Source organism: Pasteuria ramosa (assembly GCF_056496785.1).
On sequence record NZ_CP143099.1, the window covers coordinates 1,325,174 to 1,346,399 of the forward strand.

27 protein-coding genes are annotated in these 21,226 nt (G+C 29.9%); all 27 read left to right on the forward strand.

The annotated features are described in order from the left end of the window. Positions 1 to 542 precede the first annotated feature (542 nt). Positions 543 to 1,739: a transposase gene (locus VS182_RS05655; RefSeq protein WP_479492440.1), complete on the forward strand. Its 1,197-nt coding sequence runs from the start codon at positions 543 to 545 to the stop codon at positions 1,737 to 1,739. Positions 1,740 to 1,939: 200 nt separating this feature from the next. Beyond that, positions 1,940 to 2,752, forward strand: coding sequence for a M12 family metallo-peptidase (locus VS182_RS05660; RefSeq protein WP_479484262.1), 813 nt, complete (start codon positions 1,940 to 1,942; stop codon positions 2,750 to 2,752). A gap of 24 nt (positions 2,753 to 2,776) precedes the next feature. Continuing rightward, positions 2,777 to 3,226, forward strand: coding sequence for a type II 3-dehydroquinate dehydratase (gene aroQ, locus VS182_RS05665; protein WP_479484261.1), 450 nt, complete (start codon positions 2,777 to 2,779; stop codon positions 3,224 to 3,226). A gap of 1 nt (position 3,227) precedes the next feature. Beyond that, positions 3,228 to 4,310, forward strand: coding sequence for a M24 family metallopeptidase (locus tag VS182_RS05670; RefSeq protein ID WP_479484260.1), 1,083 nt, complete (start codon positions 3,228 to 3,230; stop codon positions 4,308 to 4,310). A 17-nt stretch (positions 4,311 to 4,327) separates the two neighbouring features. Next, positions 4,328 to 4,885 carry an elongation factor P gene (gene efp / locus VS182_RS05675; RefSeq protein WP_479484259.1) on the forward strand — a complete coding sequence of 186 codons (558 nt, stop codon included), beginning with the start codon at positions 4,328 to 4,330 and terminating at the stop codon, positions 4,883 to 4,885. 23 nt (positions 4,886 to 4,908) lie between these two features. Further along, complete coding sequence (locus tag VS182_RS05680) at positions 4,909 to 7,050, forward strand: heavy metal translocating P-type ATPase (RefSeq protein ID WP_479484258.1); 2,142 nt, start codon at positions 4,909 to 4,911, stop codon at positions 7,048 to 7,050. Between the two features lie 870 nt (positions 7,051 to 7,920). Next, a complete protein-coding gene (locus tag VS182_RS05685) occupies positions 7,921 to 8,154 on the forward strand; it encodes a hypothetical protein (protein ID WP_479492441.1) in 234 nt (77 codons plus the stop codon). Between the two features lie 451 nt (positions 8,155 to 8,605). Beyond that, positions 8,606 to 8,848: a hypothetical protein gene (locus tag VS182_RS05690; RefSeq protein WP_479492442.1), complete on the forward strand. Its 243-nt coding sequence runs from the start codon at positions 8,606 to 8,608 to the stop codon at positions 8,846 to 8,848. Between the two features lie 196 nt (positions 8,849 to 9,044). After that, positions 9,045 to 9,287: a hypothetical protein gene (locus VS182_RS05695; protein ID WP_479484256.1), complete on the forward strand. Its 243-nt coding sequence runs from the start codon at positions 9,045 to 9,047 to the stop codon at positions 9,285 to 9,287. A gap of 196 nt (positions 9,288 to 9,483) precedes the next feature. After that, positions 9,484 to 9,711, forward strand: a complete 228-nt coding sequence (locus VS182_RS05700; protein WP_479492443.1) for a hypothetical protein — start codon at positions 9,484 to 9,486, stop codon at positions 9,709 to 9,711. 451 nt (positions 9,712 to 10,162) lie between these two features. Further along, positions 10,163 to 10,405, forward strand: coding sequence for a hypothetical protein (locus VS182_RS05705; RefSeq protein ID WP_479492444.1), 243 nt, complete (start codon positions 10,163 to 10,165; stop codon positions 10,403 to 10,405). 189 nt (positions 10,406 to 10,594) lie between these two features. After that, entirely contained in the window at positions 10,595 to 10,819 is a 225-nt protein-coding gene (locus VS182_RS05710) for a hypothetical protein (RefSeq protein ID WP_479492445.1), read from the forward strand. A gap of 189 nt (positions 10,820 to 11,008) precedes the next feature. Beyond that, positions 11,009 to 11,239, forward strand: a complete 231-nt coding sequence (locus tag VS182_RS05715) for a hypothetical protein (protein ID WP_479492446.1) — start codon at positions 11,009 to 11,011, stop codon at positions 11,237 to 11,239. A 197-nt stretch (positions 11,240 to 11,436) separates the two neighbouring features. Continuing rightward, positions 11,437 to 11,673, forward strand: coding sequence for a hypothetical protein (locus VS182_RS05720; RefSeq protein WP_479492447.1), 237 nt, complete (start codon positions 11,437 to 11,439; stop codon positions 11,671 to 11,673). Positions 11,674 to 11,869: 196 nt separating this feature from the next. Continuing rightward, positions 11,870 to 12,100 carry a hypothetical protein gene (locus VS182_RS05725; protein WP_479492448.1) on the forward strand — a complete coding sequence of 77 codons (231 nt, stop codon included), beginning with the start codon at positions 11,870 to 11,872 and terminating at the stop codon, positions 12,098 to 12,100. A gap of 451 nt (positions 12,101 to 12,551) precedes the next feature. After that, positions 12,552 to 12,791 (forward strand): hypothetical protein, encoded by a 240-nt coding sequence (locus VS182_RS05730; protein ID WP_479492449.1) that lies wholly within the window; start codon positions 12,552 to 12,554, stop codon positions 12,789 to 12,791. A gap of 189 nt (positions 12,792 to 12,980) precedes the next feature. Continuing rightward, entirely contained in the window at positions 12,981 to 13,214 is a 234-nt protein-coding gene (locus tag VS182_RS05735) for a hypothetical protein (protein WP_479492450.1), read from the forward strand. A gap of 196 nt (positions 13,215 to 13,410) precedes the next feature. Further along, positions 13,411 to 13,635 (forward strand): hypothetical protein, encoded by a 225-nt coding sequence (locus tag VS182_RS05740; protein WP_479492451.1) that lies wholly within the window; start codon positions 13,411 to 13,413, stop codon positions 13,633 to 13,635. A gap of 189 nt (positions 13,636 to 13,824) precedes the next feature. Beyond that, positions 13,825 to 14,058 carry a hypothetical protein gene (locus tag VS182_RS05745; protein WP_479492452.1) on the forward strand — a complete coding sequence of 78 codons (234 nt, stop codon included), beginning with the start codon at positions 13,825 to 13,827 and terminating at the stop codon, positions 14,056 to 14,058. Positions 14,059 to 14,512: 454 nt separating this feature from the next. Continuing rightward, a complete protein-coding gene (locus VS182_RS05750; RefSeq protein WP_479492453.1) occupies positions 14,513 to 14,746 on the forward strand; it encodes a hypothetical protein in 234 nt (77 codons plus the stop codon). 189 nt (positions 14,747 to 14,935) lie between these two features. Next, complete coding sequence (locus VS182_RS05755; RefSeq protein WP_479492454.1) at positions 14,936 to 15,190, forward strand: hypothetical protein; 255 nt, start codon at positions 14,936 to 14,938, stop codon at positions 15,188 to 15,190. 189 nt (positions 15,191 to 15,379) lie between these two features. Further along, complete coding sequence (locus tag VS182_RS05760; RefSeq protein WP_479492455.1) at positions 15,380 to 15,604, forward strand: hypothetical protein; 225 nt, start codon at positions 15,380 to 15,382, stop codon at positions 15,602 to 15,604. A 666-nt stretch (positions 15,605 to 16,270) separates the two neighbouring features. Then, positions 16,271 to 16,405, forward strand: coding sequence for a hypothetical protein (locus tag VS182_RS05765; protein WP_479492456.1), 135 nt, complete (start codon positions 16,271 to 16,273; stop codon positions 16,403 to 16,405). 762 nt (positions 16,406 to 17,167) lie between these two features. After that, positions 17,168 to 19,195 (forward strand): hypothetical protein, encoded by a 2,028-nt coding sequence (locus VS182_RS05770; protein WP_479492457.1) that lies wholly within the window; start codon positions 17,168 to 17,170, stop codon positions 19,193 to 19,195. A gap of 123 nt (positions 19,196 to 19,318) precedes the next feature. Then, the gene (locus VS182_RS05775; protein ID WP_479488584.1) at positions 19,319 to 19,471 is read left to right on the forward strand and encodes a hypothetical protein; all 153 of its coding nucleotides are present in this window, start codon (positions 19,319 to 19,321) and stop codon (positions 19,469 to 19,471) included. Between the two features lie 157 nt (positions 19,472 to 19,628). Next, positions 19,629 to 19,943, forward strand: a complete 315-nt coding sequence (locus tag VS182_RS05780; RefSeq protein ID WP_479488583.1) for a hypothetical protein — start codon at positions 19,629 to 19,631, stop codon at positions 19,941 to 19,943. A 478-nt stretch (positions 19,944 to 20,421) separates the two neighbouring features. Further along, positions 20,422 to 20,598 carry a hypothetical protein gene (locus VS182_RS05785; RefSeq protein WP_479492458.1) on the forward strand — a complete coding sequence of 59 codons (177 nt, stop codon included), beginning with the start codon at positions 20,422 to 20,424 and terminating at the stop codon, positions 20,596 to 20,598. Positions 20,599 to 21,226: the final 628 nt, after the last annotated feature.

Consider the following 21,226-nt stretch of genomic DNA (forward strand, 5'->3'; position numbering starts at 1 on the left):
ATTTAAAAAATATAAGCAAAAACAAAAAAATCTCTTTTTTGTTTTTGCTTATTAATTTTGATTTTCCTCAGAAATCATAGATTTATATTTAACTTGTGCCTAAACTTTAACACAACCTTGGTGTCAACGGGTTTTCAAACAATCTTCTTCAAACAATGAACTTGCCAATCAATAGTATATACCCAATTAGTAATTATGTAATTTAAACACGAAAACAAATATAGCGTAGCTTTTGTTGCATTCAATTATTTTTTTCTATTTACATGGGTTTTTGAACAAGCTTCTGAAAACTATTTTTTCTTCTTAAAACTATTTTTTAAAAAAACTTGTATTAAATATATCTATTTAACACATATATGTTTTTTAATTGTTTTTTTAATAAATGGAAATTAATAGTTTATAATCGATAGAAAACCAAATAAAAATATAGACTATTTTTTGTTAAAGGTTTACAATTAATGAGCAGGATGTTTTATTGTTTTATCTAAATCTGATTTTTATTTATGAAATATTCGAAGCAAACATCATAGGAGGCAGTAATTTTGAAACGCAAACATTATAGTAATGATTTTAAAAGAAGATTAATCCAAGAAGCTAATGATTATGGTAATACAGCTGAAATAGCTCGTCGTAATAATATATCATCTCAGTTGCTTTACAGATGGAAAAAAGAAGGTACTGCTGTTAAGCAAAAAAATATGTTAGATAATTTAGCTAATAATACGATGTTGATGCGTGATATTATAAATGTACAACAATTTCAAAATGAATATGAAACTTTGAAGTTGAGGGTAACTAAATTGGAGCATATCCTGGTTAAGCTTAATTTGACTGGTATTGATATGACTTCTGGTAACGAAGACATCCAAGATACCTCTAGTTTATCTGTTATTCAAGATACTTCTAGTGTATCTAGTGTTAAAGATACTTCTAGTGTATCTAGTGTTAAAGATACTTCTAGTGTATCTAGTGTTAAAGATACTTCTAGTGTATCTAGTGTTAAAGATAATTACGGTGTATCTAGTGTTAAAGATACTTCTAGTGTATCTAGTGTTAAAGATAATTACGGTGTATCTAGTGTTAAAGATAATTACGGTGTATCTAGTGTTAAAGATAATTACGGTGTATCTAGTGTTAAAGATACTTCTAGTGTATCTAGTGTTAAAGATAATTACGGTGTATCTAGTGTTAAAGATACTTCTAGTGTATCTAGTGTTAAAGATAATTACGGTGTATCTAGTGTTAAAGATACTTCTAGTGTATCTAGTGTTAAAGATACTTCTAGTGTATCTAGTGTTAAAGATAATTACGGTGTATCTAGTGTTAAAGATACTTCTAGTTTATCTAGTGTTAAAGATAATTACGGTGTATCTAGTGTTAAAGATACTTCTAGTGTATCTGGTGTTAAAGATACTTCTAGTGCATCTGATCGTAATTTTTCGTATGCTAAGAAAGAAAACAAGCGTAATTATGAAAGTAACAGTAATAATCGATTTAGATCTGCTTTTGATGATGTGAAAGTTGATGTTAATAATGGTTATAATAAGAAGAATGTAAAAAATGAGTATGGTTTTGGTAAAGTTGATAACTTTTACGCAAAAGATGTTTCGGCTGAAAATTCAGAAAATAAATCAGGGCATAAATTTACGAATCAAAATGAAAAAATAAATAAAAAGTTTCAAGGTATCGATAAAGTAAGTAAAATTGAGAAAAAAGAACAATATAGCAAGATGCTTTAATTGAAGCTTAGATTAAGATATAATAGTTCTTATTTATAACTTATTGCGTATATCGATCTATTGTGATATTCTTTTCTTTTTATGTAGTTAATTATATATGTTCTTTTGAAATATTTTAATATATAATTTAAGATAACCAATGCTTTATTAATAAAGCGTTGGTTATCTTTTTGAGAAAACTTTTCGCGGGAGGATATTATGTGTCCAAGATACGTGATTGGTTTTTAATTTTATGTGGACTATTATCTTTAGTTTTTAGCATTTATGTTATTGAGCTATATCGTGAAAAAGCAGAAGTTATTGATTTTCCTTCGATAAATGATGTCAGCTTAGAAAATGTTAAGGCTGAGAAGTATATATATATTTCCGTTTATGCTGATAAATCTTTTCGTACACTTTATTCTAATTGGCAAGAAATTATCCAGAATATTGTTCAGCGTGCGCATGTCAATCTTGTGAAGGCTACGGGTATCGGTATAAAAATTGTTTGTTATCATAAATGGGATACGCGTTTTTTGAAAAAGCAAAATTATAACAGCAAAGATTTTATATACAATTTAAAAAGCTTAGATCATCATAAAAAACCAGCACCTTTCAATTTTGGTATTGGGTTTACCTCTGATCGTAGCTTTTTATATGAGACATCTGAAGATAGTAACAAGGATGTTGTTAATAGTACCCTTGGTATTTCCGAGCCTCGTCATATTTCGCGTGTAGATACGAAGGAAATTTTAGGTCCGGATGTTAAAAGTCCTTCATACGGGGTTATTTATGTGGACAATAAACGTTTTAAAGATGCAGATCGTGTATTCCAACATGAACTTTCCCATTTGTTAGGTATTTTGCAACATGATGATCATTCCCCTAATATTATGAATACCGTCTATAAAAAGCAAAGTAGGCGAGCTGATGAATGGTTACCTGAGCATATTTTAATAATCAAAAAATGGGCTGCTAAGTATATTCTTGGGACGCATAAAAACTCGCACCGTTGTAACAGGCCGGATAGCTAGAGAGGAGGTTTTTGAATTTTTTCTATGAATGTTTGGGTGATTAATGGTCCTAATTTAGGACGTTTGGGTAAACGTGAAATATCCATATATGGTTGTCAAACGTTAGAAGATTTACATACAAACCTTCAATTGTATGGTAAACAGTTGGCCCTTAAGGTAACATGTTTGCAGTATAATAATGAAGGCGATTTAATTACCGCTCTTTATGAGGCTGAAGATCAGCAGATAACAGGTGTTATTTTTAATCCCGGTGCATATACCCATACAAGTTATGCTTTACGTGATGCTGTTGCAGCGATTACCATACCTGTGATTGAAGTTCATTTAACGAATATTTATGCACGGGAGCCATTTCGTCATAAATCAGTTATTGCCGAGGTTTGCTTGGGTCAAATAAGTGGTTTAGGTATTTTAAGTTATAAGGCGGCAATGGTAATTTTGGCCGGAGATGATTTGGTTGAAAGGGGTTCCTAACATGGATACGAGTGCTCGTGTTTTAAAGTTACGTGAACGAATCAAGAGTGAAGGTATACAAGTGATGGTTATCACAGATCCTACTAACAGAAGGTATTTGACTGATTTTACGGGTTCGCATGGCATTGTTGTTATCACGGAAAATTATCAGCTACTTATTACCGATGCGCGATATACGAAGCAAGCTGCTAAACAAGCGCTCAATTATGAAATTATTGATCAAGGGCGCGATGACTGGTTGTCCATTATTGCGGCACAGATCAAGCGTTTAAGTTTATCTACGGGTGCTTTTGAGGCTAGTCATTTAACCGTAGATATACATCAATCTTTGTTACGTAAGACGCCTGATTTTGTCTGGCGGTCAACCACAGGTTATGTTGAAAATCTACGTTCGGTCAAAGATGATCAGGAGATTATTAACTTGCGTAATGCGGCACGTATTGCCGATGAGGCTTTTAATGCGGTTGCGCGGCAATTGGCACCTGGTATGACAGAATTAAAAGTTGCTCATCTTTTATATGAATATGTGTTGCAAAATGGTGGTGAAGGCATGTCCTTTTCGACTATTGTTGCAGCAGGTAAAAGGTCAGCTTTACCTCATGGGGTAGCTACTGATGCTAAACTAGAGGCAGGCGATATGGTTACGCTTGATTTTGGTGCCATATATAAGGGATATTGTTCTGATATAACAAGGACTGTTGTTTTAGGTGAGCCAACGAAAAGACAAAGAGAACTCCATGCTGTTGTGTTGCAGGCACAAAATGAAGCGATTGCGAAAATTCAACCGGGTTGTACAGCAAAAGAAATTGATGCTGCTGCGCGTAATTATATTGTTGAAAAAGGCTATGGGAAATTTTTTCTACATAGTACAGGTCATGGTATTGGCCTATGTGTGCATGAACGACCATCGATTGGTCAGCGTAAAAGTAGCATGCATTTAGTTCCTGGGATGGTTATTACGATTGAGCCCGGTATTTATCTTGAAGATCAAGAAGGCATACGTATTGAAGATGATATCCTAGTTACCGAAGCGGGTGCTGAATATTTGACTAAAGCACCTCGTTCATTAGGGTTACCAACTTAATTAAAGGAGATATACATTTGATTAGTGTAAATGATTTTAGAACGGGAACGACGATTGAACTGGAAGACGCTGCATGGCAAGTATTAGAATTTCAACATGTGAAACCAGGTAAAGGAGCGGCTTTTGTACGTTCTAAGTTGCGTAATATTAAGACAGGAGCTATTCAGGATCGTACCTTTAGAGGTGGTGAAAAAGTTGCACCGGCTCATATAGATACGGTAGCGATGCAATATTTGTATAATAATAATAGTCAGTATACTTTTATGAATACTAATACTTATGAACAAACAAATATTAATGCTGATCGCCTGAAAGACCAACTGCCATTTTTGGTTGAAAATATGGAAGTACAAATTGTTTTTCATAAAGGTGAGATTATCGGTATTCAACTACCTAATTCTGTTACACTGGAAGTTATAGAGACAGAACCTAGTACAAAAGGTGATACAGCTACAGGTGCAACAAAAACGGCGAAGTTGTCGACGGATTTAGAAGTACAAGTACCGTTGTTTATTAATTTAGGTGATAAACTTGTTATTGATACGCGTAATAGTAAATATGTTTCCCGTGCTTAATCTAAGAACAGGAGATTTTTATGATGAAGCAACAAATTTTGCTTGTTCAAGGCATTTCATGTGAGAGTTGTGTAACGGCTATTAAAAAAAAAATGATGGCTTTAGATGGTGTCAAAGAGATTACCGTTAATATTATTACCGGTCATCTCTTTGTTTTAGGCGATGTTGATGTTAAACAACTCATAGATTGTTTAACGCGTTTAGGATACAAAGCTAAAGTGCTTCAAAAGACATCCCCAATAACAACAAACCAACTGATGGTAGAAGATCTTTGGCCCTTTTGGGCAGTTGGTTTGTTGTTTGGTTTAACGATACCATTTTGGTTACATATGTTTATCCCATTTAAGATGGCACCTATTTTACAATTAAGTTTAGCAACGATGATCCAAATTACCTATGGCGCTCGTTTTTATAAATATGCTTATGTAGCTTTAAAACAACGTACGCTTACAATGGATGTACTTGTTATGATGAGTGCGACAATTGCCTATGGTATTGCTTTATATGACCAATTATATTTAAATAGCCTTTTTTCTTATGAAGAAAGTGTCCTTTTACTCTTTTTTATCTGGCTAGGACGTACGTTAGAAGTGCGTATTAAAGGTCAGACGAAGGCCACATTACAAAGTATTTTAGAACTACAATCACCACAGGCTAAGGTGCTTAGGATGATTGATGGTAAGTGGCAAGAAATGATTGTGCCTTTGATGGAGATTTTACCTGATGAGACCGTTATTGTTTTACCAGGTGAATTAATTCCTATTGATGGAATTATTCTTAAAGGCGAAGCTATGGTCGATACAGCTATTTTAACAGGCGAGAGTTTTCCTGTGCAGGTTAAAGCAGGGGATGAGGTTAAAGAAGCCACGAAAAATTTAGATGGTTATTTAGAAATTAAGACAATCTTAGTAGGTCACAAAACAGCTGTGGGACAACTAGTTCAGGTCGTTGCACAGTCTTTAAATCATCGACCAACGGTGCAGCAGTTAGTTGATCGTGTGGTAAGTAAATTTATACCTTTAATTTTATTTTTTGCTGCTTTAGCACTTATTATCAATTATCTAAAAAATGGTGATATAAGCAATGCCCTCTATGCTTCAGCAGCTGTACTTGTCGCTGCATGTCCCTGTGCTTTAGGCTTGTCTGCCCCATTAGCTGGTATTATCGGCTTAAGGATTGCTTTGAAAGAAGGTATTTTAATCCGTGGTAGTTTAGTTTGTGAAACTTTAGCTAAAGTAGATACAGTTGTTGTAGATAAGACAGGTACTTTAACAGCTGCTAAACCGAAAGTTGTTGATTTCTATCTAACTTCAAACCATGATGAGGAAAATATAAAAACTTGGGTTAGTGCAACAGAACGCGCGACAGCGCATCCGCTAGCTACAGCTTTAATAAATTGGGCTGATATAGAGCATCATCTTAAGCCAACGTATACGAAGACATATCCGGGTAGTGGTGTAAGAGCAACTGTAGAGAAACATGATATTTTAATTGGGACAAGTGCTTTATTAGAACAAGAAAAGATTTCCATTGTACCTTCAGACAAGCTTGAGGCAGCTTTTTCTTTAGGTAAAACCGTTGTCTATATGGCCATTGATCAACAATATGCTGGTCACTTTGTTATCGATGACCCATTACATAAGGATGCTCAGGAAGCCATTAAAAACTGGCAGCAACAGAACTTAGATGTTATATTGTTAAGTGGCGATGATCATCAAACAGTTAAACGTATTGCTACACAATTAGGTCTTAAAAAAGCTTTAGCTAAACAATCACCTGCTGATAAAGCCAAGGAAGTACGTTTATTACAAAAACAAGGTCGTAAAGTAGCGATGATAGGCGATGGTATAAATGATTCAATCGCGCTAACATCTGCTGATATCGGTGTTGCCATAGGCGGTGGAACAAAAGCAGCCCGAGAAGTAGCCGATATTATTCTTTTAAAAGGGACAATCGGTAGTTTTCATAAAGCAATGCTTTTAGCAAAAAAAATTGTTAAAAACACCAAACAAAACTTAACCATCGTTTTCCTTTTTAACGGCATAGGAATTATTTTAGCTATGTTAGGACAATTACCACCTTTCCTAGCAGCAGCAGCTATGGCGGGAAGCTCATTATTTGTTGCTTTAAATGCCCTACGTCTTATAATAGATAAAAAACAATGAATAATAGATAAAAATTTTAAATAAAAATTTTGTTAATTAATTTATATTTTATATAATTTATATTATTGATTTATTAATAATTAAAGATAATTTTATGATTAGTTTTTTGTCATTTATTTAATTATAAAAAAAGACCAAAACATCCTATAGATGCTATGGTCTTTTTTTATAATAACATCACTTATATTATGAAATTGTCCAAGCAGAAACAATTTAGAAGAACATAATCTAAGTCACTAAAAGCTATGGCAATGACTATTCTTTTTTTAAATTATATTGATAGTTTTAAAATATAAAAAAGCAATATTTTATAAGTATTTTATCAATAGTTTTAATTTAATATTTTTTATTTATAAACAATGTAATTATATCAGGAGTATTTAACTAATATATTTATAAATTATCAGAATTTTTAATTTTATGTTTAGTTAACTTGCTTTTTTAGCTTCTTTAAATTTTTGTAATTGAGAATATAGCGCATATTGAATTTTTCTAGGATTTTTTTGATTATCATGATATTTATCATAAATAATTTTAAATATTTTTACCAAAACTATAAGCATTTCTATAATAGATAGTTATTATTATGTTTTAAATAATTTCCACAAACTTACCTTTGATTAAACACAAACTTTCGATTTATAATAATATCATCATCAAACGAAATATTAATAGCCTTAAAAACAAATATCTTGGTGAAAAATCTATATTATGTTTTAAATAATTTCCACAAACTTACCGTTGATTAAACACAAACTTTTGATTTATAATAATATCATCATCAAACGGAATATTAATAGCCTTAAAAACAAATATAATATTTTTTAAATAAAAATTATACAAATAAAAAACAAAAGGGGTTTGATCACTATGTTGAAAAAAATAACAAAAACAGCTATCGCAAGTTTATTATGTCTATCTGCTTTAAGTGCCTTTTCTATAAGTTCTGCTAGTGCTCATCGTTATTGTGGATATGGTGGATATTGTGGATATGGCAATGGCGGCTATGGCTATGGTTATGGTTATGGTTATGGTTATGGCAGTTATTATAGTAGAGCTGGCGGTTATTATGCACCTGTTGGTTATTATGGTTATGGTTGGTAATATGAATTCGATTAAAATGATATAATTTATTAATATTTAAATATATTTATAGCTTTTATTATGATAATTATAAGGATGAAAATATTGATAATAATAAAAGATAGCATCTCTATCATGGTTGTTTAATAATAACACCATGATAGAGATTGATAATATTAATTTAATCTTGTGTTGCAGTGATATCCAAATTTAGATTTATACTTAATTGTTTTAAACGATATCTTTATATATATGTGATTTTAAATTAATTGCATTAATATCAGGATAAAAAGAAGCTAATATAATTTAATATAAGTTTTATATTATTTGTTTCTTAGGAAGAAATCATACCATAATCCGATATCACTGTTGATTTTATAACATGCCCAAAAATAAATAAGGCAAAAGCTTCTAATATAGATATGATATTGTTTAAATAAAAAATATAAAAAACCAAAGGGGTTTGATCACTATGTTGAACAAAATAACGAAAACAGCTATAGCAAGTTTATTATGTTTATCCGCTTTAAGTGCCTTTTCTATAAGTTCTGCTAGTGCTCATTTTGGTTATGGTCCTCATCGTCATGTTGGATATGGTTATGGTCCTCATCGTCATATTGGATATGGTTATGGTTATGGATATGGCGGCTATGGATATGGCGGCTATGGATATGGCGGTTATGCACCTGTTGGTTATTATGGTTATGGTTGGTAATATAAATCTGATAAAAATGATATAATTTATTAATATTTAAATATATTTATAGCTTGTATTATACTAATAAAAAGGATTAAAATGATTGATAATAAGAAAATATAGCATCTTTATTAAGGCAAAAGCTTCTAATATAGATATGATATTGTTTAAATAAAAAATATAAAAAATAAAAAACCAAAGGGGTTTGATCACTATGTTGAACAAAATAACGAAAACAGCTATAGCGAGTTTATTATGTTTATCTGCTTTAAGTGCCTTTTCTATAAGTTCTGCTAGTGCTCATCGTTATTGTGGATATGGTGGATATTGTGGATATGGCAATGGCGGCTATGGCTATGGCTATGGGTATGGTGGCTACGGCGGATATCGTGGATATGGCGGCTATGGTTATGGCGGTTGTTATGCACCTGTTGGTTATTATGGTTATGGTTGGTAATATAAATCTGATAAAAATGATATAATTTATTAAAATTTAAATATATTTATAGCTTGTATTATACTAATAAAAAGTATTAAGATGATTGATAATAAGAAAATATATCACCTCTATTAGGACAAAAGCTTCTAATATAGATATGATATTGTTTAAATAAAAAATATAAAAAATAAAAAACCAAAGGGGTTTGATCACTATGTTGAACAAAATAACGAAAACAGCTATAGCGAGTTTATTATGTTTATCTGCTTTAAGTGCCTTTTCTATAAGTTCTGCTAGTGCTCATCGTTATTGTGGATATGGTGGATATTGTGGATATGGCAATGGCGGCTATGGCTATGGCTATGGGTATGGCGGATATGGATATGGCGGATATGGATATGGCGGTTATGCACCTGTTGGTTATTATGGTTATGGTTGGTAATATAAATCTGATAAAAATGATATAATTTATTAATATTTAAATATATTTATAGCTTGTATTATGATAATTATAAGGATGAAAATATTGATAATAATAAAAGATAGCATCTCTATCATGGTTGTTTAATAATAACACCATGATAGAGATTGATAATATTAATTTAATCTTGTGTTGCAGTGATATCCAAATTTAGATTTATACTTAATTGTTTTAAACGATATCTTTATATATATGTGATTTTAAATTAATTGCATTAATATCAGGATAAAAAGAAGCTAATATAATTTAATATAAGTTTTATATTATTTGTTTCTTAGGAAGAAATCATACCATAATCCGATATCACTGTTGATTTTATAACATGCCCAAAAATAAATAAGGCAAAAGCTTCTAATATAGATATGATATTGTTTAAATAAAAAATATAAAAAACCAAAGGGGTTTGATCACTATGTTGAACAAAATAACGAAAACAGCTATAGCGAGTTTATTATGTTTATCCGCTTTAAGTGCCTTTTCTATAAGTTCTGCTAGTGCTCATTTTGGTTATGGTCCTCATCGTCATGTTGGATATGGTTATGGCGGCTATGGCTATGGCTATGGGTATGGTGGCTACGGCGGATATCGTGGATATGGCGGCTATGGATATGGCGGTTGTTATGCACCTGTTGGTTATTATGGTTATGGTTGGTAATATAAATCTGATAAAAATGATATAATTTATTAATATTTAAATATATTTATAGCTTGTATTATACTAATCACAAGGATTAAAATGATTGATAATAAGAAAATATAGCATCTTTATTAAGGCAAAAGCTTCTAATATAGATATGATATTGTTTAAATAAAAAATATAAAAAACCAAAGGGGTTTGATCACTATGTTGAACAAAATAACGAAAACAGCTATAGCGAGTTTATTATGTTTATCTGCTTTAAGTGCCTTTTCTATAAGTTCTGCTAGTGCTCATTTTGGTTATGGTCCTCATCGTCATGTTGGATATGGTTATGGCGGATACGGTGGCTATGGCTATGGCTATGGCTATGGCTATGGCTATGGTTATGGCGGGTATGCACCTGTTGGTTATTATGGTTATGGTTGGTAATATAAATCTGATAAAAATGATATAATTTATTAAAATTTAAATATATTTATAGCTTGTATTATACTAATAAAAAGTATTAAGATGATTGATAATAAGAAAATATATCACCTCTATTAGGGCAAAAGCTTCTAATATAGATATGATATTGTTTAAATAAAAAATATAAAAAACCAAAGGGGTTTGATCACTATGTTGAACAAAATAACGAAAACAGCTATAGCGAGTTTATTATGTTTATCCGCTTTAAGTGCCTTTTCTATAAGTTCTGCTAGTGCTCATTTTGGTTATGGTCCTCATCGTCATGTTGGATATGGTTATGGTCCTCATCGTCATATTGGATATGGTTATGGCGGCTATGGTTATGGCGGATATGGTTATGGCGGTTATGCACCTGTTGGTTATTATGGTTATGGTTGGTAATATAAATCTGATAAAAATGATATAATTTATTAAAATTTAAATATATTTATAGCTGGTATTATACTAATCACAAGGATTAAAATATTGATAATAAGAAAATATAGCATCTTTATTAAGGCAAAAGCTTCTAATATAGATATGATATTGTTTAAATAAAAAATATAAAAAATATAAAAAATCAAAGGGGTTTGATCACTATGTTGAAAAAAATAACGAAAACAGCTATAGCGAGTTTATTATGTTTATCTGCTTTAAGTGCTTTTTCTATAAGTTCTGCTAGTGCTCATCGTTATTGTGGATATGGTGGATATTGTGGCTATGGCAATGGCGGCTATGGCTATGGGTATGGTGGCTACGGCGGATATCGTGGATATGGCGGCTATGGTTATGGCGGTTGTTATGCACCTGTTGGTTATTATGGTTATGGTTGGTAATATAAATCTGATAAAAATGATATAATTTATTAATATTTAAATATATTTATAGCTTGTATTATACTAATAAAAAGTATTAAGATGATTGATAATAAGAAAATATAGCATCTTTATTAAGGCAAAAGCTTCTAATATAGATATGATATTGTTTAAATAAAAAATATACAAAATAAAAAACCAAAGGGGTTTGATCACTATGTTGAAAAAAATAACGAAAACAGCTATAGCGAGTTTATTATGTTTATCCGCTTTAAGTGCCTTTTCTATAAGTTCTGCTAGTGCTCATTTTGGTTATGGTCCTCATCGTCATGTTGGATATGGATATGGCGGATACGGTGGCTATGGCTATGGATATGGCGGATATGGCTATGGCGGATATGGATATGGCGGTTATGCACCTGTTGGTTATTATGGTTATGGTTGGTAATATAAATCTGATAAAAATGATATAATTTATTAAAATTTAAATATATTTATAGCTTGTATTATGATAATTATAAGGATGAAAATATTGATAATAATAAAAGATAGCATCTCTATCATGGTTGTTTAATAATAACACCATGATAGAGATTGATAATATTAATTTAATCTTGTGTTGCAGTGATATCCAAATTTAGATTTATACTTAATTGTTTTAAACGATATCTTTATATATATGTGATTTTAAATTAATTGCATTAATATCAGGATAAAAAGAAGCTAATATAATTTAATATAAGTTTTATATTATTTGTTTCTTAGGAAGAAATCATACCATAATCCGATATCACTGTTGATTTTATAACATGCCCAAAAATAAATAAGGCAAAAGCTTCTAATATAGATATGATATTGTTTAAATAAAAAATATAAAAAACCAAAGGGGTTTGATCACTATGTTGAACAAAATAACGAAAACAGCTATAGCAAGTTTATTATGTTTATCCGCTTTAAGTGCCTTTTCTATAAGTTCTGCTAGTGCTCATTTTGGTTATGGTCCTCATCGTCATGTTGGATATGGTTATGGCGGATACGGTGGCTATGGATATGGATATGGCTATGGATATGGATATGGCTATGGCGGATATGGTTATGGCGGTTATGCACCTGTTGGTTATTATGGTTATGGTTGGTAATATAAATCTGATAAAAATGATATAATTTATTAATATTTAAATATATTTATAGCTTGTATTATAATAATAAAAAGTATTAAGATGATTGATAATAAGAAAATATATCACCTCTATTAGGGCAAAAGCTTCTAATATAGATATGATATTGTTTAAATAAAAAATATAAAAAATCAAAGGGGTTTGATCACTATGTTGAACAAAATAACGAAAACAGCTATAGCGAGTTTATTATGTCTATCCGCTTTAAGTGCTTTTTCTATAAGTTCTGCTAGTGCTCATTTTGGTTATGGTCCTCATCGTCATGTTGGCTATGGCTATGGCGGATATGGTGGCTATGGCGGATATGGCTATGGCGGATATGGCTATGGCGGATATGGTTATGGCGGTTATGCACCTGTTGGTTATTATGGTTATGGTTGGTAATATAAATCTGATAAAAATGATATAATTTATTAATATTTAAATATATTTATAGCTTGTATTATACTAATAAAAAGTATTAAGATGATTGATAATAAGAAAATATATAAACTCTATTAAGGCAAAAGCTTCTAATATAGATATGATATTGTTTAAATAAAAAATATAAAAAATAAAAAACCAAAGGGGTTTGATCACTATGTTGAACAAAATAACGAAAACAGCTATAGCGAGTTTATTATGTTTATCTGCTTTAAGTGCCTTTTCTATAAGTTCTGCTAGTGCTCATCGTTATTGTGGATATGGAATAGGCGGCTATGGCGGCTATGGCGGCTATGGCGGATATGGCGGATATGGTGGATATGGCGGATATGGCTATGGCGGTTGTTATGCACCTGTTGGTTATTATGGTTATGGTTGGTAATATAAATCTGATAAAAATGATATAATTTATTAACATTTAAATATATTTATAGCTTGTATTATACTAATAAAAAGTATTAAGATGATTGATAATAAGAAAATATATAAACTCTATTAGGGCAAAAGCTTCTAATATAGATATGATATTGTTTAAATAAAAAATATAAAAAATCAAAGGGGTTTGATCACTATGTTGAAAAAAATAACGAAAACAGCTATAGCGAGTTTATTATGTTTATCTGCTTTAAGTGCCTTTTCTATAAGTTCTGCTAGTGCTCATCGTTATTGTGGATATGGAATAGGCGGATATGGCGGCTATGGTGGATATGGTGGATATGGCGGCTATGGTGGATATGGCGGCTATGGTGGATATGGCTATGGCGGTTGTTATGCACCTGTTGGTTATTATGGTTATGGTTGTTAATATAAATCTGATAAAAATGATATAATTTATTAACATTTAAATATATTTATAGCTTGTATTATGATAATTATAAGGATGAAAATATTGATAATAATAAAAGATAGCATCTCTATCATGTTTGTTTAATAATAACACCATGATAGAGATTGATAATATTAATTTAATCTTGTGTTGCAGTGATATCCAAATTTAGATTTATACTTATATTTTTTTAAACTATATCTTTATATATATGTGATTTTAAATTAATTGCATTAATATCAGGATAAAAAGAAGCTAATATAATATAAGTTTTATATTATTTGTTTCTTAGGAAGAAATCATACCATAATCCGATATCGCTGTTGATTTTATAACATGCCCAAAAATAAATAAGGCAAAAGCTTCTAATATAGATATGATATTGTTTAAATAAAAAATATACAAAATAAAAAACCAAAGGGGTTTGATCACTATGTTGAACAAAATAACGAAAACAGCTATAGCTAGTTTATTATGTTTATCTGCTTTAAGTGCCTTTTCTATAAGTTCTGCTAGTGCTCATTTTGGTTATGGTCCTCATCGTCATGGTGGATATGGTTATGGCGGATATGGTGGCTATGGCTATGGCGGATATGGTGGCTATGGCTATGGCGGATATGGTTATGGCGGTTATGCACCTGTTGGTTATTATGGTTATGGTTGGTAATATAAATCTGATAAAAATGATATAATTTATTAATATTTAAATATATTTATAGCTTGTATTATACTAATAAAAAGTATTAAAATGATTGATAATAATAAAATATATAAACTCTATTAAGGCAAAAGCTTCTAATATAGATATGATATTGTTTAAATAAAAAATATAAAAAATCAAAGGGGTTTGATCACTATGTTGAAAAAAATAACGAAAACAGCTATAGCGAGTTTATTATGTTTATCTGCTTTAAGTGCCTTTTCTATAAGTTCTGCTAGTGCTCATCGTTATTGTGGATATGGTGGATATTGTGGCTATGGCAATGGCGGCTATGGCTATGGCTATGGGTATGGTGGCTACGGCGGATATCGTGGATATGGCGGCTATGGTTATGGCGGATATGGTTATGGCGGTTATGCACCTGTTGGTTATTATGGTTATGGTTGGTAATATAAATCTGATAAAAATGATATAATTTATTAATATTTAAATATATTTATAGCTTGTATTATACTAATAAAAAGTATTAAGATGATTGATAATAAGAAAATATATAAACTCTATTAGGGCAAAAGCTTCTAATATAGATATGATATTTTTTAAATAAAAAATATAAAAAATCAAAGGGGTTTGATCACTATGTTGAAAAAAATAACGAAAACAGCTATAGCGAGTTTATTATGTTTATCTGCTTTAAGTGCCTTTTCTATAAGTTCTGCTAGTGCTCATCGTTATTGTGGATATGGAATAGGCGCATATGGCGGCTATGGCGGCTATGGCGGCTATGGTGGATATGGCGGATATGGTGGATATGGCTATGGCGGTTGTTATGCACCTGTTGGTTATTATGGTTATGGTTGGTAATATAAATCTGATAAAAATGATATAATTTATTAACATTTAAATATATTTATAGCTTGTATTATGATAATTATAAGGATGAAAATATTGATAATAATAAAAGATATCATCTCTATCATGGTTGTTTAATAATAACACCATGATAGAGATTGATAATATTAATTTAATCTTGTGTTGCAGTGATATCCAAATTTAGATTTAGGACTTGCCAAATATTACTAATATATCCTATTAGTACATATCATGGGTCTTTATTGTTAATTTTAAAATTTTATAAAAAGCTTAAAATAAACAATAAAGCTGCCTTTTATATATTTTTTAAAAAATATAAATACTAATGTTGTAATTATTTTCATATTAATAATTATGGATCAAAATTCATACATTTTATTAATAGTTTTAATTTTATACTAAAAAATAATTTCATGTAAAATTATTTTATCACTTTTTAAATGCCCAAGAGCCAAAATTTTGCTCGAGAAGCTGTACTGAGGCACAGGGGTAAAAAAACACAATCCCCGATACTTGATAAGTATTAATAATGGTCCCTCTTAATTTTATCACCTGATTTTAATATATATCAAAAAATCACAATATCAATATAACATTGTGATTTTTTGATATATATTAAAATAAAATTTTATATTTAAAATAGATTATTAATCATATATGTATAAATCTAAAGTTAAATACTTAAATATGGAATATTCCAAAATAGCATCATTTGATGAAGTTAAATTCATTTCTGTTATCAGTTTAGATAAAATCATCTTAGGATGGACCAGCTTCAAATTAAATTGGTAATATGTATATATCTCCTAATAGTTCTTTAAATGCGCAATATACAACAGTTATGACAATGTAAGCTGATTTAACAACTTGAACGTTTACAAAACCAGGTGTATATCTTGTCTTTTATTCCCTAGTTTACCTTATTTCTCGAACAACAAATATTACCAATCTTACACTTCGGTATGTTTCAAATCTTAATAAACAATACACCCCTTCCTGGAATCACACTATATGCTAACTACCATACCCCCAGGTAACAAAGCTAACTCTTTTTATAATCGCAGAAACGGTAAACCTTCACAAAAAAGTTTACAGCAAAAACCATATTACAAATCCAAAAACTTTTAATCCAATATCAAGCAGCTGGATGTAACAATACAATGCTTCCAGTTCAACAAAGAAAAAGATAGAAAAACAAATTAAAAATTTTTAGATAAATAATTTATTTAGAAATAAAATAATATAGAACTTGTCAGGAAATATGAATATAGCCGATTATTAATGGTGTAATTTAAACACTATTTAACAAGGGTTATTGGACAAGCTTATAGAAAAAATCAAAATGTATGCAATTTAAAAAACCTAAAACCAATATATTTACATATTATTAATATGTTGACAATATCTTAATAATAGGTGATAATTAAGATATATAATTATAATTACCCCTTAAAATAAATCTTAATCTAAAAATAGATCACAAAAGGAAGGTTAAATATTTAAAATTAAATTATGAAAAAAACATATCTAGTAAATACAATATTGTTAACTGTCTTGTTTTCAGAAAACATCATATCATATGCTAATAAACAAAATATAGAAATAAATCCGGGGGAAACAGCAGAAGATAAACAATACAAGGATAACATATTCGAATCCAATGAATACCAAAATGATGAAGGAACTAATGATTCAGAAAAAAAAGAAATTCTGACAATTCTTAATTTTATTAAAAGAAAACCCGAGATATATTTAGATACAGAAAAAATATTAGGGTCTCCATTTGATATTTTTAAGGATAAATGGTTAAAAATACGAGGAAAAGATAGAGTCAACACTTCTAAAAACAATTCTGAAAGAAGTAAAGTATTCTTAGATTTTAAAAATAAATTTATAGAAGAAGGGTATCTGGAAATCTCAGATATAGAAGAAAATAAATTTATACATGAGATATATCCATATATATATTTCATATATAACAATTCCATAAATCAATCTCAAAAAATTTCTAATAATGAAAGCGATTCTAGAATATCAAAATATATCTGGCTATTAGAAGAAAAAAAATTACCTGAAACAGAAATATTGGATTATGAAAAAAATAAATTCAATTCATGGCGCGAACTATTCTTAGAAAGTAGTTCAATAGTTAAGAATAAAAAAGAAGAAATTAATAATCTTGAAACTAAATTTAAATATTTAGATATTTGGTCCGATAAGTTTAAATTAAATGAAAATATAAGTAGTGAGTTTGTTGATAAGGCAATTGAAATTTACGCATTAGAATTAATATACAAAATAAATTCTAATATTAATTATTTAAAATTAAAACTAAAAAGAAAATTAGAACCTTCGGTTTCACTAATAAATATAGATAAAGTTTTAAATAAGCAAAATGTAATGCTTTCAAGAATTAAAAAAACAGAAAATGATAAAACAGAAAAAAAGAATGAAAACAAAGATGTAATAGAAAATGATTATAATAACAAAGCTATATCTATAGGGGTAGCTGGTACTTCAATAATTTCAGCTGGTCTTTTGTTACCTAACGCCCTAGCTAGTTTTCCAGGGAAAATAGCAGGAGCATTTAATGGGCTAATTAGCAGCATAACAGGTGCTATATCGAGAGATCCAAGTAATGACAATGATTTATTTTTAGAGCCAATTAATTCTTCATACGTAGTAATAGATGAGGTAGTAAGGGAACAAGCAGATGCAGTAGTAAGAGAACAAGCAGCTGAGGTAGTAAGGGAACAAGCAGATGCAGTAGTAAGGGAACAAGCAGCTGAGGTAGTAAGGGAACAAGCAGCTGAGGTAGTAAGGGAACAAGCAGCTGAGGTAGTAAGGGAACAAGCAGATGCAGTAGTAAGGGAACAAGCAGATGCAGTAGTAAGGGAACAAGCAGCTGAGGTAGTAAGGGAACAAGCAGCTGAGGTAGTAAGGGAACAAGCAGCTGAGGTAGTAAGGGAACAAGCAGCTGAGGTAGTAAGGGAACAAGCAGCTGAGGTAGTAAGGGAACAAGCAGCTGAGGTAGTAAGGGAACAAGCAGCTGAGGTAGTAAGGGAACAAGCAGCTGAGGTAGTAAGGGAACAAGCAGCTGAGGTAGTAAGGGAACAAGCAGCTGAGGTAGTAAGGGAACAAGCAGATGAAGACGAGGGTATCGGTTTAAACTTATTCGAAAATCAACCCGATTTACCAGTTAATCATGACGGGCAGCAAGTTGTTCGACAAGTGGGTCGTTTTCGTGTGGAGCTTGTTAGAGAGTATGAAAATGAAGCAGGTTATGTTTCTCAAGATGACGAGGTCGCTTCAGTAGAAAATGAATCTTTGGAACCGGCTGAAGGTAAATTGAGATTGAATATTAGGAGATTAAAAAACAATATTAAAACATTGAGGAAATCTAAAGCTTCAGATCAAGAAATTTCCTATGCAGAAAATAGATTAAAAACAGCTGAGAAAGAATTGAAAAAGTATCTACAGAAAAAAGAACTAAAAAATCAGTACGCTAGGTCTTTATCAGATGATAATAATGTATCTAATGATGTTAATAATACAAATAACGATACTATTAATTATTTATAGAATATATAGTTATAAAAATGGGCCATTTAAGGTCCATTTTTTGTAGCAATTTATTGTAATGTTAATCTTCTAAAGGGATTATGTAAATATCAGGCTAAAAAAGAAGTTGATCGAATAGAAGATATGATTGATATATTTACTTCATCCTTGAAAGGGATAATATCATATTTAGATATTCCTACTAATATATCTGTGAAGCTTATTTTATTAAGCGTCAAAAAAGGATTAAGAGCAGCACTAAGGTCTTACTGTTATCAATTTAAAGAGTTAGCCTAAATCTGCAAATAATATTAAAACTTAGATTATAATAAAATTTTTAAGTTAATTTTTGAAAATCAAAAATTATGGCCTATTTTTTTGGCAAGGACATAATTAACTGAATTATGTCAAAAAAATATATTTTTTGATTGATTATTTGTATGCTTAAAAATCGATGTTTGACACAAATGCTAAAAAATTTTTTTATGTTATTGTTGGATTCAAAACCAGTCTCATTTTTTATCAACAAGGAATTCGTCAATCTCTAACTGCATTTGCTGCCCATATAAAAAAGTCAGATAATAATGTTTTTACCATCAAAAATGGTCGTTATAGGGTATATTGTTATGAGGAAACGCTTAATAACATTGATAATGCTGCTGTGCTTCTTTTCCTAGAAGATGGCAAAGGTTTTTATCCTGCTAAAATAAAGGCTTTTATTAGCACAGACATAACTTTTCGTAATGAACAAATACTAAATTATTATTAAAAAAGATGTTCAATTGAAACTTATTTTAGAACAGTAAAAGTTAATCTATCTTTCGATAGATATCAAGTTAGATCCACAAAGTCCTTGGATCTTTACTTTTCTTTGATTATGTTTTTTTCAATGTTGTGTGTATATAGGTGACGTAAATATTCTTAATAGCATAAATAAATATATAAAAGAAAAGAAATGCTGTTTTATGAAATATATATATGAACAATTTCAAGCGGGAATTTCTCTTAGCCAAATTCAAAAACAACTAAGATTTTCATAGAGAAACTGCGCCCGAAATTAATTTGCAATTTTTTACTTCATTTTCCGGCATGTGCAGTTTATTGTTAATCTTAATATTTTTTTAAAATTTTAAGATTAACAATAAATAAATAATAAATAAACAAAAAATGTTATTAGCACATGCAATCATGATCATTATGATCATAATATATCTTTATGCCGTATGTTAATATATTAATTAGATCAAGTGACGGCAAATGAATTTTTTTATAAATTATATATCTTCGCAAAAAAGGTGCGTGATAAAGTGTCGCAAGCGAATATTCCAAATATAACACCCGATATTACAGTTAATAGAAATGACGCCTTAAAAATAATGATTGCAGCTATCGCCATGAGTGAATTAGGACTTAGCCACGTTTAATTTTTTAATTAAACATATTCTGGATATATAAATATATATCTAGTGTTGAAAAATCTACATGGATGAAGCAAATGAACGATATATTAAAAATGTCCAAAATAAAACTTGTATATATTCTTTATGTGGCTAAGAATATATAAGTACTCCAAGTAATTTCATCGCATCCATGAGATTTAAAAATAACAAATAAATCTTTTAAATAAAAAATTAGCGTTCTTCGAAGTTAGAAGTTGTTAATATCAACTACATGGCCAAAAGAACAGGTTGTTTATTATCATTTGAATTATCTTGATTTTAAATCGCAATTAACTTAAATGATCTAATATAACCGGAAAGCCGTATGTATTGTAAAATGCTTGTACGGTTTGGGAGGGGCTATTGATTAGCTACCTCGTATTATTAATACCGAAGGTGAAGTGCGACACGTTATTGTATAATGCCTTATTTTAATTTATATAAATGATTTAAAATAAGTGACAAAAAACAATCTTTTAATTATATAATTTTAAAATTAAGTTAATTAAAGAGAACTAAAGTGTTTTAAATATAAATGCTTACTATAAAACCTGCCTATATTTAAATAGGAAGCCAGGTGCTTAGAGTAGAAAATTATCTAAGGTGAGGTAAA

Excerpts from the sequence above, each read along its gene's own strand:
- aroQ (WP_479484261.1), top strand. The coding sequence starts at position 2,777 with ATGAATGTTTGGGTGATTAATGGTCCTAATTTAGGACGTTTGGGTAAA.
- VS182_RS05670 (WP_479484260.1), top strand. The coding sequence starts at position 3,228 with ATGGATACGAGTGCTCGTGTTTTAAAGTTACGTGAACGAATCAAGAGT.
- VS182_RS05680 (WP_479484258.1), top strand. The coding sequence starts at position 4,909 with ATGAAGCAACAAATTTTGCTTGTTCAAGGCATTTCATGTGAGAGTTGT.
- VS182_RS05685 (WP_479492441.1), top strand. The coding sequence starts at position 7,921 with ATGTTGAAAAAAATAACAAAAACAGCTATCGCAAGTTTATTATGTCTA.
- VS182_RS05690 (WP_479492442.1), top strand. The coding sequence starts at position 8,606 with ATGTTGAACAAAATAACGAAAACAGCTATAGCAAGTTTATTATGTTTA.
- VS182_RS05695 (WP_479484256.1), top strand. The coding sequence starts at position 9,045 with ATGTTGAACAAAATAACGAAAACAGCTATAGCGAGTTTATTATGTTTA.
- VS182_RS05700 (WP_479492443.1), top strand. The coding sequence starts at position 9,484 with ATGTTGAACAAAATAACGAAAACAGCTATAGCGAGTTTATTATGTTTA.
- VS182_RS05705 (WP_479492444.1), top strand. The coding sequence starts at position 10,163 with ATGTTGAACAAAATAACGAAAACAGCTATAGCGAGTTTATTATGTTTA.
- VS182_RS05710 (WP_479492445.1), top strand. The coding sequence starts at position 10,595 with ATGTTGAACAAAATAACGAAAACAGCTATAGCGAGTTTATTATGTTTA.
- VS182_RS05715 (WP_479492446.1), top strand. The coding sequence starts at position 11,009 with ATGTTGAACAAAATAACGAAAACAGCTATAGCGAGTTTATTATGTTTA.
- VS182_RS05720 (WP_479492447.1), top strand. The coding sequence starts at position 11,437 with ATGTTGAAAAAAATAACGAAAACAGCTATAGCGAGTTTATTATGTTTA.
- VS182_RS05725 (WP_479492448.1), top strand. The coding sequence starts at position 11,870 with ATGTTGAAAAAAATAACGAAAACAGCTATAGCGAGTTTATTATGTTTA.
- VS182_RS05730 (WP_479492449.1), top strand. The coding sequence starts at position 12,552 with ATGTTGAACAAAATAACGAAAACAGCTATAGCAAGTTTATTATGTTTA.
- VS182_RS05735 (WP_479492450.1), top strand. The coding sequence starts at position 12,981 with ATGTTGAACAAAATAACGAAAACAGCTATAGCGAGTTTATTATGTCTA.
- VS182_RS05740 (WP_479492451.1), top strand. The coding sequence starts at position 13,411 with ATGTTGAACAAAATAACGAAAACAGCTATAGCGAGTTTATTATGTTTA.
- VS182_RS05745 (WP_479492452.1), top strand. The coding sequence starts at position 13,825 with ATGTTGAAAAAAATAACGAAAACAGCTATAGCGAGTTTATTATGTTTA.
- VS182_RS05750 (WP_479492453.1), top strand. The coding sequence starts at position 14,513 with ATGTTGAACAAAATAACGAAAACAGCTATAGCTAGTTTATTATGTTTA.
- VS182_RS05755 (WP_479492454.1), top strand. The coding sequence starts at position 14,936 with ATGTTGAAAAAAATAACGAAAACAGCTATAGCGAGTTTATTATGTTTA.
- VS182_RS05760 (WP_479492455.1), top strand. The coding sequence starts at position 15,380 with ATGTTGAAAAAAATAACGAAAACAGCTATAGCGAGTTTATTATGTTTA.
- VS182_RS05765 (WP_479492456.1), top strand. The coding sequence starts at position 16,271 with ATGTATAAATCTAAAGTTAAATACTTAAATATGGAATATTCCAAAATA.
- VS182_RS05775 (WP_479488584.1), top strand. The coding sequence starts at position 19,319 with ATGATTGATATATTTACTTCATCCTTGAAAGGGATAATATCATATTTA.
- VS182_RS05780 (WP_479488583.1), top strand. The coding sequence starts at position 19,629 with ATGTTTGACACAAATGCTAAAAAATTTTTTTATGTTATTGTTGGATTC.